This window comes from Sneathiella sp. D3-11 (genome assembly GCF_055809395.1).
On sequence record NZ_CM147911.1, the window covers coordinates 2,919,998 to 2,936,075 of the forward strand.

Consider the following 16,078-nt stretch of genomic DNA (forward strand, 5'->3'; position numbering starts at 1 on the left):
ACCTATGTATAAAGATTCAGATCAAGTTCTTGATGCAGTGATTTCCTCCCCAGCTAACACTGGGGAGGAGGTTCCTTCTTCAAGTATCCTTGAGATGCGTGGCATCTCTAAACAGTTTCCCGGTGTTCTCGCGTTGGATAACGTAGATTTCGATCTTCGTCGTGGTGAGGTGCATATACTTTTTGGCGAGAACGGCGCAGGAAAATCAACACTTATAAATGTTATCGCGGGAACATTCCCGCCGGATAAAGGGACATTTCGCTATGATGGGAAAGACATTTCTCATCTGACACCCCACCGAGCGCGTGTCATGGGAATTAGCCCTGTTTTTCAGGAGTTTTCACTTATCCCGAATTTGACGGTTGAAGAGAACCTCTTTTTGGGACGAGAAACATCTACGACCGGGTTCCTTCGCAAAAAGGCGATGAGTGCCCGTGCCGCTAAAGTCATTGAGATGTTGGGCTTCGATTTAGATCCCAAAAAACGCGTGTCGTCATTGTCACGAGCGCACCAGCAAATGGTTGAGATTGCCAAAGCCCTGCTCGCCGATGTTAGGTTGCTGATTTTGGACGAGCCCACTGCATCCCTGACCGAGAACGAAACCTATAAGCTGTTCGAACTGATTGGCCGATTAAAAGCCGACGGTGTGGGCATTATTTATGTCTCCCACCGCATGCGCGAAATAAAAGAAATCGGTGATAGAATTACTGTATTGCGTGATGGTCTCAAAATTGAAACATGCAATGCCGCCGATGTCGGTGAAAATGAGCTCGTGGAATTGATGACAGGGCGCAAAATTGATGTCCTGTTTCCAAAAATTGACCATAAGCCGGCAGAAAAACTGCTTGAGATTAATAATCTTACACTCGCCAATCACGTGGTTGAGAATGTGAGTATCTATGCTCGCGCTGGCGAGATTACAGGTATTGCAGGACTTGTTGGTTGCGGCAAATCAGAACTCGTGCGGGCCGTATTTGGGCTGGAGGCATTAGAAGAGGGAGAGATCATTGTTAAAGGCGAACAAATCTCGCACCCGCGCCCGGATATCAGTTTAAGTAAAGGTGTCTGTTATTTTCCTTCTGATCGGGTTGCCGAAGGCTTGGCCCTGGAACGTCCCATTCGCGAAAATGCGTCTATGGCCGCACTCAATTTGACGGATTTCTCATGGATGCGAGTATTGAAAAAACTGAACGAGCGAAAGCTCATTCAGGGCATTGTTGATCGATTAAAATTGCGGCCACCCAATATTGAGCGTGCAGTAGGCAATCTATCCGGTGGTAACCGACAGAAAGTCATGTTGGCGCGCGGATTAACCCGGGAAACCGATATATTTTTGTTTGATGAACCGACGGTCGGGATTGACGTTGGCGCCAAGGTCGAGGTCTATGATCTCATGAAAGAATTAGTCGACAACGGTGCAGCAATTATTCTCGTTTCGTCAGAGTTGCCAGAAGTTTTGAACCTTTCAAATCGGCTTTACGTCATGCATCGTGCGAAGTTGGTCGCTGAATTGACCGGTGATGATATGACCGAGCAAGCTGTCTTATCCTGTTTCTTCCAAGATGAAGAAGCAAATTCAAAAGCAGGAGCCTAGTTGGTGAGCAATAACATAGCTTCAGGTCATCTGCCCCAAAAAGAAGTGAACCATCTTGTCAGGGTCATTTCAACGATGGGATTATTGCCTATTCTGCTGGTGATCATTGTCGCCGCTTTGTCAATCTTCGAACCTCGGTTCCTGGGGATATTCAATATCCTCAATGTGCTCAGGGAAACTTCGTTTCTGGCGATCCTGGCCGCGGGGCAAATGTTGGTTCTGATTGTCGGTGGCTTTGATTTATCCGTCGGAGCGGTTGTCGCATTATCTAGTACTGTCATGGCCACGGTAATGGCGAATATGCTCGGTATCATGCCGGATGACGTCGGTTTGGTGATTTTCATTGGCGTCGCGGCTGGGATTGGGTGCGGCGTAGTTGTAGGGTTAGTGAATGGTCTGTGCGTTGCATACCTTCGGGTGTCTCCATTTATGGTCACCTTGGGAACGCTCTCAATTGCCTCTGGTGTTGCCTTGCTGCTAACTAACGGCATTCCTGTTTATGGAATGCCGAAAGTTTTTGTAAACGGTTTTGGCCGTGCTCTTTGGCTTGGTTTACCAACCACAGTCTACGTCGCTTTGACCCTTGTTATAATCGTTTGGATTATTCAGCGATTTACGGTTCTTGGGAGATACATCTATGCCATTGGCGGAAATTTGCAGGCATCGCAGGTATCCGGTGTATCGACGAAACGCTATTTGATCACAGCCTATACGATGTGCGGCGCGCTGGCTGCGATTACTGGCGTTCTTCTGACCGCTCGTGTTGGCTCGGGCCATGCGACGCTTGGCGGTGATATTATGATGCTGCAATCTATTGCGGCGGCGGTCATTGCCGGTGTCAGCTTGCGGGGCGGTATTGGCCGGGTCGAGCTGGTGACATTGGGCGCTTTGTTCTTGTCGATTGTAACAAATTCCATGAATTTAGTGCGGATTGACAGTAAAATTCAGACGATCGTGCTTGGCGTTATCGTGATTTTTGCTGTTGCACTTGAAGAATATGGTAACCGGAGGAAAATTCGTGAGTGACGCATCGGTTTCCGCACAAAAAGGGCAGCTTTCTCGCATTATGCCACTAATCATGCGTTGGCTGATGCCAATTTGTCTTGTCTTGATGGGGCTTGGTTTTGCCGCTGTCGAGCCGCGCATCCTGTCTGAAGCAAATCTTCTGAATATTACCACGCAAGCCAGTTATCTGGTCATTTTTGCCGCCGCACAAATGGTGGTGATCCTGACCCGTGGATTCGATTTGTCGCTTGGCATGTGCGTATCGTCCGTCAGTGTGCTGGTCGCGTTGGTTATGACGGGTATTGTTAAGTCCGACCCTGAATCCTTGACGCTGGCTATTGTTCTCTCTGTATCCGCCGGAATTGCCTTTGGTGTCCTAGTCGGTGCGTTTAACGGGTTCTGCGTTTCTGTTCTGCGCGTAAATCCCTTTATTGTAACACTTGGTTCGTTGAATATCTGTTACGGGATTGCGTCAACGATATCCGGTGGCCGGCCGGTCTTTGGGGTGCCACGCGAATTCAGTAATATGGTTTATAGTGGAGAATTTTTGGGCATACCTGCGCCAATTATTATTGCCGCAGTTCTGCTCGTGATCATCCATTTGATTTTAACTCGGACCGTGTTCGGGCGGGGTTTCTACATTTTGGGCAGTAATCCAAGGGCCGCTAAGGTTGCCGGCATGCCGAGCCGCCTGTACCTGACATATGCATATATTATTTGTTCTGTCTTGGCGGCAATCGGAGCCATTCTGTTGACGGCGCGTACAGGTTCGGGTGAACCGAACTTAGGTGGCAGCATTGCACTGGAGAGTATCGCCGCCGCCGTGATTGGCGGGGTAAGCCTGCGTGGTGGTGTTGGGGGTATCCCGGCGGTCTTATTGGGTGCCGTGTTTGTTACTGTTCTGTCAAATGGAATGAACCTGACGCGCATTGATGGCAATGTTCAGATGATTGTTCTGGGGTGTGTCGTAATTGCGGCCGTCTTTGTTGATCGTATACGAACCAAATAACACAAGCCGATTTAGAGTAAATTTCGCTTCTGAGATACCGCGATAGATTATTCTGGGCGGATTAACACTGGAAACTGATGTCTAATAGCCCAGAGCCAATTAAGAAGGTTGATCCGGTAACAGTCGAAATCCTGACCGGGAAACTGCTGGCGACCGTCGATGAAATGGGCATCATCATGACAAAGACCAGCATGAGCCCAATCGTATACGAGGTTCTTGATTTCGCGTGTGGTATTTGTGCGCCAAACGGCGACCTGATTGCACAATCAAACGGTATCACCTTATTCACGGGTACTTTTTCTTATCAAGTGAGAGCTTTGGCGGCACGCTACAAGGATGACATGGCGACCGGAGATATCTTTGTGACGAATGACCCGTTTGCGGGCGGAACCCACCCAAATGATGTCGCCATTATTCGGCCCATATTTTTTGAAGAACAATTGTTAGCCTATGCGATTACTGTTGCGCATTGGTTGGACATCGGCGGTACTGTGCCGGGCAGCTTGCCTGTTGATGCGACCTCTCTTTTTCAGGAAGGATTGCGACTTCCAGGAATCCGTATCGCCCGTGAAGATAAACTCAATGATGACCTGGTTCGTCTGATTGAAGAGAATGTGCGTATGCCTGAATTGGCAATGGGCGACCTCCGGGCTCAAATCGCAACCGTCCGAATTGCGGAGCGAAATCTTCGTGACGCCACTCAGAAATATGGTTTTGAGACAGTCAGTGCAGCGTTCTCTGAGATTAATGAGAGCAGCTCTCAGAGTAGCCGTCGAGTGATCGCAGAGCTTCCGGACGGCGTCTATGAAGCCCAAGATACAATCGATGGTGACGGGGTGACGGACGATCCCATTCCGGTATGTGTGCGGATCACCATCGCGGGCGATCATATGACAGCTGATTTTACGGGCTGTTCCCCAACAACAGCGGGGCCAGTCAATTGTACACGTGGCGCGCTGGAATCGGCTGTGAAGACTGTCTTTAAGGCGCTTGTTGATCCAAGTGCGCCATCTAATGAGGGCTGGTTTGCGCCATTGGATGTTATCGTTCCGGAAGGCACGGTTTTTAGCGCGGCCAAGCCAGCACCGACAGGCTGGTACTATGAAGGGTCCGTTCATGCATCAGAGCTTGTGTGGCGTGCCTTGGCTCCATTGAAGCCGGAACAATTCTCGGCCGGATCCTATACTAGTTTAACCGTACTCTATCTAACCGGTAAAAAGGAAAATGGAGACCTGTTCGTTCATATCGAGCCGCAGCACGGTGGCTGGGGGGCGACCTCTGATCGTGACGGCGCTAATGCGCTCATTGCTTTGACTGATGGCGATACCTATAACCATTCTGTAGAGTTGCTGGAGGCGAAATTGCCGGTTCTTGTGCGTCGCTACGGGTTCAATATTGAAGGGGGTGTCGGCGCAGGACGCCATCGTGGTGGCTACGGTTTGATACGCGAATATGAAATGCGCACTGACGAGGCGTCTTTCTTTTGCGGCATCAGTCGCAACAGTACACCACCTTGGGGTATGGAGGGCGGCGCTGTAGGAAGTTGTAATTTCGTTGAGGTTCAGACGGCCGCAGATAGTACTCCTTCTCGTGTCCATCATCATCCGAACTGGCAACTTCAGGAGGGTGACCATGTAAAGGTTGTCACCGGTGGCGGTGGCGGTTGGGGGGCTTCAGAAGACCGCTCTATTACCGATATTCAGACGGATATCGCTGATGGATTTATGACGCCAGAAGAAGCTTTCGAGACATATGGTCTGAGTCAGACCGCCCTCAAGATGGGTGAGGAGTGACAGGCTTATGGTGAGATTGGCAACAGACGTAGGCGGCACATTCACTGACCTGATCGCTTATGATGAGGAAACGGGAAAAATCACGTTTGCAAAAACGCTAACCACGACAGATGATCAATCCGCTGGTGTTCTTAACACCATTTCTGATGCATGCGAAACGAGCAATCTTGACCTAGCGGCTGTTGATTTTTTTGTTCATGGCGGCACCACAGTTATTAACGCTATTACTGAGTGGAAAGGCGTGAAAACGGCGCTTGTTACGACGCGCGGTTTTCGGGACGTCTTGGAGATTGGGCGCGGTAATCGACCCGATCTGTATAATCTAAAGGCGAGAACGCCGCCGCCTTATATTCCGCGTCGTTATCGCCTTGAAATAACTGAGCGTCTTGATGGGCAAGGCAATATTGTCACGCCGTTAGTTGAAGCCGAAGTGGCCGAAGTTGCTGATATCTGTCGAGACGCAGGTATTGAGGCTATCGCGGTTGTATTTCTACATAGCTATATCGATGATCGGCATGAAGTGCGGTGTGCCGACTTGTTGCGCTCGCTTTTGCCGGGCGTCATGGTCTCTACAAGTAGTCAGATTTCACAACAATGGCGTGAATATGAGCGAACGAGTACGGCAGTTTTGAATGCGTATGTTCAACCTGTAATAGATAGGTATTTCAGGAACCTTGAGAGCAAACTGACAGAAATCGGGATCGATTGCCCGCTATATGCGATGCAGTCTAACGGTGGGGTGGCGACATTTAATGATGTCAGGTTGCAGCCACTCACGCTTGTTGAATCGGGGCCATCGGGAGCAATTGCCGGGGCTGTGAGAATTGGCCAAGCGATTGATGCACCGGATGTTTTGTTGCTTGATGTCGGGGGGACCACGGCTAAGTGTTCTTTAATCCGGAACGGACGTCCGCAAATAGTTCCTGAGTATAAACTTGAATGGAGCCGCTTTTCGCCAGTGCTATACGGTTCAAGTCTCGGTCGTTGATATCGTTGAGATCGGCGCAGGCGGCGGTTCTATTGCGTCGATAGATGACGCGGGTCATATACATGTTGGTCCGGATAGTGCGGGATCAACGCCGGGACCGGTTTGCTACGGGCGAGGCGGCACTTTGCCAACTGTAACTGATGCCAAGTTGGTTATTGGAATTCTTGATCCTGAGAATTTCGCCAATGGCCAAATGGTCCTAGACATAGCAAGTGCGCGTACTGCATTTGAACCAATTGCTCTTGCATTAAAATGCTCAGTTGAAGAGGCCGCAAGCGCGGTTATTCGTATCGCTGAAGCTAATATGATAAATGCCTTGAAGCTTGTAACAGTTCAGCGTGGGCATGATCCCAGGGATTTATCCTTGGTCGTGACGGGCGGTGCGGGGCCCATGTTGGCCACTAAATTAGGGCGGGAGCTAAACGTAAAATCAACGGTAATTCCGGTATATCCGGGTGTGTTTTCCGCGTGGGGGATGCTCGCGGCCTTGCCGCGGACTGATTTGCGGAGGACTTTGTTCTGTGAAATGGATAATGAGGGATTGGAAAAGGTCCGTTCGGAATTCCAACAATTGATCGCTCAGGCAGAACAACATTTTAATGTGAGTGAAGCTGCGGAATTGCATCTTCATTTTTCCGTTGAGGCGCGCTATCAAGGACAGGAGCATTCCGTTTCTGCCGCTTTTCAACTCAATGATACGGTGGCGAGCTTTTTAGACACATTTCATGCGACCCATGAAACCGCCTATACGTTTCAGTTGCCGGAAAGCCCGGTCGAAATCACTAATCTGCATCTGCAAGCTGAGTATAAGAGCGATATCATCGCACTAAGTGAAATACCGAAAGAAAAACAATCGGTTATCCATTCAAAGAAAGGCGTGAGGGATGTCTTTTTTGGTCCAGATTACGGCTGGGTAGAATGCCCCGTTTATGATCGTGAATTGCTTTTCTCAGGCTGCCAGCTTGAGGGACCTTTGATAATTGAAGAGCCTACGACAACTTGCTTGGTGCTACCGGGTCAAGTCGTTGAAATGACATCTACCGGTTTGCTGGTAATCACTGAGTTGGAGTAATTCAACGCCGAGCCGAGCGAACCTTCGCAAGACTATTTTACAATCTATTCATGCGCGGGACTATTGTTGAAGAGCTGTTCACTCTTTGGGTCGGCGATAACGCTTAAGTAGTATAAACTATAGATGTGCCGCGTACCAACAGGATGATGTCCCCTGAGAACCATTACGACATTTATCGTCTTCGACTGTCATGGTTTTATCATTTCTGTGATCATACATATAACGCCCGCTGAAAAAAACATTGATCAGTTCATCGCTTGATCATTGTTCTCACCGCTTCTGAACTCTGCCCAAAATATCTCTATTAATGTCCAGTGCGAGAACGACTAGGGGATGCCCCTTCAAATTGGGCGTCAAATTAGTTCATCAAGATGTCTTTTGATAATTCAACTCTCAATGGTTGAATTTAAAAAAACAAAGATTTCTAATTTGCTAATTTAGAGGATTTTGGATTAGAGTAATGAGGAAGGCGTAAAAACAGTAATAATCGTCAATGCTCGGGGGAGAGAAAATTTGACATTAGCCTGGAACTATCTATCCGCGAGCGTCGCATGAGCAGGCAAGATCTTGCTGAGACTGCTGAAAATGCGTCTTTAAATCAGAACTCTTATGCAAAAAAGGGATGGCTAAAAAAACCAAGTCAGGAACTGATCGTCTTGGCGACGGCCCTTGTTTGTTTTCTTTTCTTCGCGGTGACGCTCACGGGTTTCGCTTCTTTCGGGAACTTGGTGACCATGCTGCGCAGTATTGCGGTTTTAGGAATTCTCAGTACAGGAATGGCGGTCGTCGTAATCGGGCGTGGTCTTGATTTATCTCAAGTCTCGGTGATGGCCATTTCTTCAGCCTGGGTCCTGACCTTGATGTCGAGTGACATGAGTCTTGTGACGATCATGTTCCTGGGCCTTGGTTTTGCGCTTGTAGTGGGAATTCTGAATGGCTGGATTGTAGCGTTTATAGAAATTCCACCGCTATTTGCGACCCTTGCAACCGGGTTAGTCTGTTTTGGAGTTGGCAGATGGGTGCTCTTAAGTGGCGTTCATGCTTATCCACCGAAAGAGGCTGCGGATTTTCTGTTTCTGGGGCAAGGGATCGTCTTTGGATTGCCGATGCCGGTTCTGATTTTCCTTGTTGTTGCGGGCGTTATTCATGTGTTTTTACGGCGCACAACGATCGGGCGACATATTTACGGTCTGGGCGATAACATTCTAGCCGCGAGACTAATTGGGATATCAGTGCGGCCGCTCATAATTTTAACTTACATGATAAGCGCCGCTGCTGCGTTTATTGCGGGTATTACGACCGCCGCAACTGTCGCGTCGATGAACACGGAAATCGTAAATTCGACACTGATTTTCGATGTGCTGCTCGTCGTGGTGCTGGGTGGAGTAAGCCTGAGCGGTGGCCGGGGAGGAATAGTCAGTGTTGTCGTTGGTGCCATACTGATCGGTATTCTACTCAACGGCATGACAATTTTGAATATCAATTCGGATGTCCAGAATATTGCAAAGGCGGTGGTTTTACTGGCGGCAATTATCGTGGATCGCAGATTACATCCAAAAGACGAAGAAACAGATAAGCAGGGAGACCACTAGCGACTTCGTCACATAAGTTCGGATGAGGTCGCGTTCTGAGAGAAGAATAAAATGTCAATGTAAGGGAGGCTTACGAAAATGGTAAAGGCAATAATCAAGAAAATCGCCAGCACGCTCATGATAGGGGGCGTCGCGATTACAGTCGCATCTACAACAATGGCCGCCGGCAAAATCAGCGGTAAAACGGAACGTATGGTGCGTAGTGATTATGTTACTGCGGTTGAAGGTAAGACGGTAGCCTATGTGCCAATTTCCTTGGGCCTGCCGCTGTCTGACTATTGGATGTATGGCATTCAGACGTCAGCTGAAGCTGCGGGCATGAAGTTCGTGGTTAAGGATCCAGCGTGGAAAGTCGATGCTATGACGCAGGCTATCTCGGCTTTGATTTCCGATAAAGTTGATTATCTTGTGGTCCAAAATCCTGATGTCCAGGTGCTGGCCAAGCTGCTGAAAAAGGCAGAAGAAAACGGAACACATGTTATTCAGCTGAATATGGCTTCCAATTATCGCTCCAGCGGGTTTGTTGGCGTTGACTGGGTGAGCCATGGGGAAGAAATCGGACAGGATATTGTCAAGGAATGCGGCACCGGTAGCGGAAAGAGCGGCAAAGTCGCTATTGTACAAGGTGAATTGACAGCTGCGGCGAATGTCTGGTTTGTCGCCGGACTCAAAAAGGCATTGGGCGAAGATTCTGCTATCTCAATCGTCAATGATCAGGCCGCTCAGTGGGATGCCACGAAAGCCCATGATATTACAGCAGCCGTATTGCAGCAAAACCCCGATCTTTGCGCCACTGCGGGCGTTTGGGGAATTATGATGCTTGGTTCCGGGCAGGCGGTGAAAGAGGCCGGCCTTAGTGACCAGGTGCTTGTCTACGGAAGCGGTAGTAATTCTCGTCCGGTATGTGACGCGCTGGAATCTGGAGTACTACACAAGCACTTCAGTTATGACTCTATCTTGCAAGGTCGTGATGTGGTCAATGCCATTCAGGCTATTGCCCAGACGGGCCTGGAACCCGGGGAGAAGCCATTTGCACTCTATTCACCGATCATGATTCAGGATTCAAAAACGGTTAAGGCAACAGACTGTCACGATTTGATAGCCAAGTAGTTGGTCTGGAAAAAAGAGTGGGCGATGTTGATGTACGTCGTCCACACATAATGTCTTTCCCCGAATCTGAGTGAGCCCCTCCATGTCATCTATCACTGAAACTATCCAGAAAGTCCGGTATAAATGGTCTTTTCAGCGTGCGGTCGCTGAACTTCTTGCCAAGCGATGGATGGAATCTATCATTCCGTTTTTGATGATGTGCATGGTGTTAATATTCTGCGCCGTTGCGATACCCGGGTACCTCTCTTTCTCCAACCTATCTGATACTTTCAGCCAGTTTGCTGAATTCGGTTTTGTCGTGTTGGCGATGACACTGGTTTTGATGGTTGGCGGCATTGATCTGAGTGTCGGGGCAATGTTCGCACTCGCTGATTTCGTTGCGCTGGTCCTGTTTAATGTGTTTGAAATTCCGGTCTGGGGCGTAATCCCCCTCGTAATTTTAACGGGCGCTCTGATGGGGGCGATCAATGGCGTGCTCATTGGTTACTTGAAACTGGGAGCCTTTCTTACGACCCTTGTTACTTTGTTGCTCTTCAGGGCGACCTTCGACCTGATAACGCCGATTTACGCGGTGGAGATTGCAACGGGTTATCAGGAAAGCGAAGTCTGGGACTTCATTGGCGATGGCACCCTGTTCGGAATTCCGGCGAATATTATTATTCTGATTATCGTGGCAATCATTGCCCATATTCTGCTCAGTCGGTCTCGGCCGGGCTGGCATGTGGCTGCGATCGGATCGAACCGCAAAGCCGCCCGTCATGCTGGTATCCGGATCGATTTTACGATTTTTTGCACCTATGTCTTATCTGGCATTTTGAGTGCTACTGCGGGTTTGGTTTACGCTACTCGGCTGAACAGTTCTTCATCTAACACCGGCGATGGCACTGGAGGTCATGGCTTTAACAGCGGCAGTCCTTGGTGGTGTAAGTCTTGCCGGCGGGAAAGGCTCTGTCGGGCGTGCCTTGATCGGAGCTACAACAATTCTGGTGCTGATTAACGGGCTGGTCCGTCTCGGCGTTACTGGTGGCCCCACATTGGTGATGCAGGGCATGATTATGTTAATCGCCGTGGGCATCGACGTGAAATGGTTGAAGAACAAGAACAAGGCCATTTCAAAGATCTATGTAGTGCCCGCATTTCTGGACTTAGGGGAGCGGCCGGATGCGCGTATTAATTCGCACACGGTGTTTGAGCAAAACAGTAAGCTCAATAACGCTCGTGCGATTGGCCTGGGTACAATTGACGGTCCGGAGGATGTTATTCTTGATCGACAAAACAGGCTATATGCAGGCACGCGGGAGGGCTGGATTGTCCGTTTTAGCGGCGACAATCATGAACATCAGGAAGTCTTCGCCCGGATTGGTGGGAGGCCGTTGGGAATGGCTTTTGATGCCGAAGATAACCTGATTATCTGCATTGGTGGAATGGGCGTTTATGGCGTTCATCCCGATGGTGAAGTTTACAAAATCACAGATGAAACCAATCGGACACCTTGGAAAATTAATGATGACAGTCGCCTCAGGCTTGCAGATGACCTTGATATCGCCCCGGATGGTAAAATCTATTTCAGTGAAGCGACCATACGCTACGAGATGCACAGCTGGGCAATGGACGGTCTGGAAGGTCGCGGTAACGGGCGGCTGGTCTGCTATGACCCGGCAAAAAAGCAAACACGTACGATTTTGCGTGATCTCGTCTTTCCGAATGGCGTTTGTATCGCTCACGATGGCCAATCTCTGTTTTTCGCGCAAACCTGGGCATGTAATATTATGCAATACTGGATTGCCGGGCCGAACAAAGGAAAACTGGAAGTCGCCATAGAAAACCTGCCGGGAAATCCGGATAATATTAATCGGGCATCGGACGGGAATTACTGGCTCGCTTTAACCGGCATGCGTACGCCGGCCTTTGATCTGGCTATGAAGAAGCCAGGGTTCAGAACGCGTATGGTCAAGCGCGTGCCACCTGACGAGTGGATATATTCAAATATCAATAACGGTTGTGTTATCAAGTTCTCAGGGGACGGTGAAGTGTTGGAAACCTATTGGGACAAAGGCGGTGAGAGTCATCCTGCCATAACCTCTATGCGGGAACATCGAGGGAAATTGTATTTGGGTGGGTTGATGAATAACCGGATCGGGGTTATCGATCTACCGGATGCAGATCCGAATTGGACCGGCCCGGAAAATTACTGGGGACCGAAATAATGGCGGCCAGATGGATGGAAATGATTAGGGATATTGTCTCTCCTGATCGCGAAACTCATGCTATTCCGTCAATGGATGGGCCTTTGCGGCCGAATAACGGACTGGATGATTGCGAGGTCATCTTGGGCGAAGGTGAGATCATAAAACCGGATGATGTGACCTTCGGAAATGATGGCGCTCTTTACATTTCCAGTCAAAACAGCGTCTTTCGACACACGACGGACACGGGACTTGTCGAATTTGCGATATTTGACAGCGCTGTTGGAGCGATTACCTGTTTGAACAATGGTGGAATTGCTGTCTGCCTTGATGGAACGGGAGTCCAGATCAAAGGCGGCCCCATGGAGGGTGCGCGGCTTGACTCAGTTGACGGCGTACCAATTGTTTGCCCTACAGCTGTTGCCGAATCCGATGACGGCCATCTATATATTTGCCAAGGGTCATCGCAGCATAGCGCATCCGATTGGGTTCATGACTTAATGGAAAAAAACCGTTCAGGCAGGGTTCTACGCTGGCATCCTGAGCAAGGCACTTCCGAGGTTCTTGCCGATAACCTAGCCTATCCCAATGGTATACTGGTTGAAGAAGATGGACAGAAACTTGTCGTTTGTGAAAGCTGGTCACATTCGCTTTTCCGCATGTCATCAGACCCAAAAGTCACTTTCAAGCGAGAGGTGCTCATTCCCAATCTTCCAGGGTATCCCGGTCGTATCTGCGCCCGAGAAAAGGGTGGTTTTTGGCTGGCGTTGTTCGGCATGCGAACCGAGATGCTGGAATTCGTTCTGGAAGAGGATGACTATCGGCAGGAAATGATGGAAACCATTGATCCTGAATACTGGGTTCGCCCGAAACTAGAGCCAGAGAGGCATTTTCTGGAACCTCTTCAAGGGGGTGGCTTTCGTGTGCTAGGTATTATCAAGCCTTGGGCGCCCCCGCGGTCGTACGGGCTGGTTGTGCGACTTGATGAGGATTTTGAGATAGTCGGCAGTATGCACAGCCGGGCTGACGGAAAGGTTCACGGAGTAACAGGGCTGGCGTCTTGGTCTGGTAAAGCTGTGGCGGCGGCAAAGGGTAGTGAGATGGTAATTTGCATTGAACAAGGCGGTCAATAATGAACGAAAACACTACGCCTAAACCAATTATTGAGATAAAGGGAGCGACGAAAATATACGGTGGCGTTCACGCCATTGAGAATGTTAGCTTCGACTTGTATCCGGGTGAGATACATGCTTTGGCGGGAGAAAACGGGGCAGGAAAATCGACCTTGTGCAAGTCCATGGCAGGTACCATCAAGTTGACATCGGGCTCGATTTATATCAACGGTGAAGAGCGGAGTTTCGCCGATCCGGGTGAAGCTCTCGATGTCGGGATTGCCATGGTGTATCAGGAAACCAGCCTGGTGCCGTCAATGTCTGTTGCGCAGAATTTGAGATTGGGTAAGGAACAATTCCTGACACGCATGCGTGGCCTCTATATTGAAGGTCAGGTCATGCTACAAACCTTGAACTTTCATGTCGATCCAACGCTGTCAGTGTCTATGCTTGGTGCCGCGCAACGACAAATGGTTGAAATTGCGCGCGCCGTTTATCATGACGCCAAGGTCATCATATTTGATGAGCCAACGGCCACACTGACACCGGAAGAAAAACAACATTTTTTTGATCTTGTCCGTGACCTGAAAGCTCGCGGTGTTGCGATTATCTATGTTTCGCATGCATTGGAAGAATCTCTCGAAATCTCCGATCGGATCACCGTACTCCGCGATGGCAAGCATATCGTCACCGATGAAACTGGCAATATGTCGCGTGATGACCTTGTCAGGCATATGGTCGGCCGGAGCGAGGAGCAGACGATCTACCATCACGAAGGATCAAGCGGTACGACTTCAGGGGTGGCCAAGAAAAAGAAAAAAATGCTGACCGTTGAAAATGTAACCATGGGTAATATGGTCAAGAATATGTCTTTCTCAGCGTATGAAGGAGAGATCGCCGTGTTAGCCGGTTTGGTTGGATCCGGCAGGACGGAAATTGCCAAAATTATTGTCGGAGCTTATAAGCGAAACCTTTTTCATGGAGGGCGTATTTTTCTTGACGGCAAAGCCGTTCGATACCGCGTTCCCAAACAAGCCGTTGATGATGGTATTGTCTATATTACCGAAGACAGGAAAGTTGAAGGTTTTCTGGAAACGATGTCCATTAACGACAACATTTATTTGTCATGGCTCGCCAGCAAACTAGGCAGTTCTTTTCTGGTATCAAAAAAGCAGCGCAATACGCTTGGCCCTGAAATGGTCAAGAAGATGGCCGTCCGGGCGCCATCCGGAGAAACCCGGGTCAATGAGCTATCAGGGGGCAACCAGCAAAAAGTTGTTGTCGCAAAATCCGTCGTGCAGAGGCCAAAACTCGTGATTTTTGACGAGCCAACCCGCGGGGTTGACGTGGGATCCATTCCTGAAATTCATCAGATCATTCGCGATCTGGCGGCGGAAGGCGTTACGGTACTTGTGATTTCCTCGTATCTGCCAGAAGTGATGGCATTAGCGGATCGTGTGCTTGTAGCGCGGCAGGGACGCATCGTTGAAGAATTTAACTCAACAGATGTAACAGAAGAAAAAATTATGTATGCGGCGGTGCATTAAAATAGTTCTTCAATTATTATTCGTCCACAAGTCCCACTGTTACTGGCTCGATGCTCTGCTTGCTGCGACGAAGCGGCGGGCGAGGGGCATTGTCGTTTCCCCCTCGAAGGACGATGATTATTTTGTCGGATGCCGCCTCCGATGAGGTGAATTCGTCATTTACTAGGGCTGGCTCGAATCTCGTGTCACCTCCTCGAAATCGACTTCCTAATCCATTTAGTGCGACATCGTGACCCTGTCTCTAGATGTTGGTTTCTGCCCAATTCTTTGTTGCCGACATAGTTGCATATTATATTGTTGACAATATTATTGGCAATGCATATCGTTTGCTTAACAGGGAAATCAAACGAGAAAAATCGAAAATTTATGACAAAAAGAAATGTCACCAAGCTGACAACTGTCGCGTCTAATCCGAAGCCCGCTGGTTCTGATACTGACAGACTCGTCGACGAGCTGCGTCGACGCATTGTGACCAATGAAATGCCGCCTGGGTCTCGCATCCGAGAGAATGAGTTGGCCGAAGAATTCAGCGTATCGCGATCCCGGGTTCGGGATGCCTTCGGGATACTGGAAGAGCGCGGGCTTATCGAGCGAATTCCGAATAAAGGTGCCGTTGTCATGCGCCTTGAGGCGGACAGCTTTCTTGAATTGTTCGATGTTAGAGAGGTGCTGGAAGGATTAATGGTCCGGCTGGCGACACAGAATACGGAGCCAGAGTATTGGGATGACCTGATCAATCTATTTGGGGATGATCTCGGAAAGGCCGTCGAAGATAACGATTTTAACGCCTATATGGCGGCGATCGCCCAATTTCGGCAAGGTTGTATTGAAGCGGCGGGCAGCGACACATTAAGAGGGCTGCTCGACGATATCTATGATCGCGTCCTGAGTATGACGCGCCGTTTGATGCTGGTGCCCGGACGAGCGAGTGAGGGCTTCCGTCAGCATCAGGAAATCCTTCGGGCCATTCAGGCAGGGGACGCAGATCGGGCGGAAGAGTTAAAGCGAGACAATATTCGAAGCGCGCGTCAGTGGTTCCTTAAATATAACGACTTCCTCCTCTGACATCA

General features: G+C 49.4%; 14 protein-coding genes. 13 read left to right on the top strand and 1 reads right to left on the bottom strand.

Translation table 11 applies throughout. The features are described 5' to 3' along the window. Positions 1 to 4: 4 nt before the first annotated feature. From AC0L73_RS14835 to AC0L73_RS14860, 6 genes are all read left to right on the top strand, one after another. Entirely contained in the window at positions 5 to 1,594 is a 1,590-nt protein-coding gene (locus AC0L73_RS14835) for a sugar ABC transporter ATP-binding protein (RefSeq protein ID WP_227950852.1), read from the top strand. 3 nt (positions 1,595 to 1,597) lie between these two features. Beyond that, the gene (locus AC0L73_RS14840; RefSeq protein ID WP_473654090.1) at positions 1,598 to 2,620 is read left to right on the top strand and encodes an ABC transporter permease; all 1,023 of its coding nucleotides are present in this window, start codon (positions 1,598 to 1,600) and stop codon (positions 2,618 to 2,620) included. Next, positions 2,613 to 3,608, top strand: a complete 996-nt coding sequence (locus AC0L73_RS14845) for an ABC transporter permease (protein ID WP_227950857.1) — start codon at positions 2,613 to 2,615, stop codon at positions 3,606 to 3,608. Before AC0L73_RS14840 ends, AC0L73_RS14845 begins: the two co-directional genes overlap by 8 nt. A 77-nt stretch (positions 3,609 to 3,685) precedes the next feature. Next, entirely contained in the window at positions 3,686 to 5,401 is a 1,716-nt protein-coding gene (locus AC0L73_RS14850) for a hydantoinase B/oxoprolinase family protein (protein WP_227950859.1), read from the top strand. Positions 5,402 to 5,408: 7 nt separating this feature from the next. Next, positions 5,409 to 6,389: a hydantoinase/oxoprolinase N-terminal domain-containing protein gene (locus AC0L73_RS14855; RefSeq protein ID WP_473654091.1), complete on the top strand. Its 981-nt coding sequence runs from the start codon at positions 5,409 to 5,411 to the stop codon at positions 6,387 to 6,389. Further along, positions 6,337 to 7,461: a hydantoinase/oxoprolinase family protein gene (locus tag AC0L73_RS14860; RefSeq protein ID WP_473654092.1), complete on the top strand. Its 1,125-nt coding sequence runs from the start codon at positions 6,337 to 6,339 to the stop codon at positions 7,459 to 7,461. The genes AC0L73_RS14855 and AC0L73_RS14860 overlap by 53 nt, the downstream gene beginning before the upstream one ends. Before the next feature lie 44 nt (positions 7,462 to 7,505). Here the strand turns inward: AC0L73_RS14860 and AC0L73_RS14865 are convergent, their stop codons facing one another. Further along, on the bottom strand, positions 7,506 to 7,625 hold the full coding sequence (locus AC0L73_RS14865) for a 5-deoxy-glucuronate isomerase (protein ID WP_473654093.1): 120 nt from the start codon (positions 7,623 to 7,625) through the stop codon (positions 7,506 to 7,508). Between the two features lie 387 nt (positions 7,626 to 8,012). Between AC0L73_RS14865 and AC0L73_RS14870 the strand changes: the two genes are divergently transcribed. The 7 genes from AC0L73_RS14870 to AC0L73_RS14900 all read left to right on the top strand — a co-directional run bounded on the left by AC0L73_RS14870 (position 8,013) and on the right by AC0L73_RS14900 (position 16,073). Beyond that, on the top strand, positions 8,013 to 9,053 hold the full coding sequence (locus tag AC0L73_RS14870) for an ABC transporter permease (protein WP_227950866.1): 1,041 nt from the start codon (positions 8,013 to 8,015) through the stop codon (positions 9,051 to 9,053). Between the two features lie 78 nt (positions 9,054 to 9,131). Then, a complete protein-coding gene (locus AC0L73_RS14875; RefSeq protein ID WP_473654094.1) occupies positions 9,132 to 10,163 on the top strand; it encodes a sugar ABC transporter substrate-binding protein in 1,032 nt (343 codons plus the stop codon). An 82-nt stretch (positions 10,164 to 10,245) separates the two neighbouring features. Next, a complete protein-coding gene (locus AC0L73_RS14880; RefSeq protein WP_473654095.1) occupies positions 10,246 to 11,160 on the top strand; it encodes an ABC transporter permease in 915 nt (304 codons plus the stop codon). After that, on the top strand, positions 11,057 to 12,370 hold the full coding sequence (locus AC0L73_RS14885) for an SMP-30/gluconolactonase/LRE family protein (protein WP_473654096.1): 1,314 nt from the start codon (positions 11,057 to 11,059) through the stop codon (positions 12,368 to 12,370). The genes AC0L73_RS14880 and AC0L73_RS14885 overlap by 104 nt, the downstream gene beginning before the upstream one ends. Next, on the top strand, positions 12,370 to 13,482 hold the full coding sequence (locus tag AC0L73_RS14890) for an SMP-30/gluconolactonase/LRE family protein (protein WP_473654097.1): 1,113 nt from the start codon (positions 12,370 to 12,372) through the stop codon (positions 13,480 to 13,482). The genes AC0L73_RS14885 and AC0L73_RS14890 overlap by 1 nt, the downstream gene beginning before the upstream one ends. Beyond that, positions 13,482 to 15,008 (top strand): sugar ABC transporter ATP-binding protein, encoded by a 1,527-nt coding sequence (locus tag AC0L73_RS14895; RefSeq protein WP_227950875.1) that lies wholly within the window; start codon positions 13,482 to 13,484, stop codon positions 15,006 to 15,008. The genes AC0L73_RS14890 and AC0L73_RS14895 overlap by 1 nt, the downstream gene beginning before the upstream one ends. A gap of 366 nt (positions 15,009 to 15,374) precedes the next feature. Beyond that, positions 15,375 to 16,073, top strand: coding sequence for a GntR family transcriptional regulator (locus AC0L73_RS14900; RefSeq protein ID WP_473654098.1), 699 nt, complete (start codon positions 15,375 to 15,377; stop codon positions 16,071 to 16,073). Positions 16,074 to 16,078: the final 5 nt, after the last annotated feature.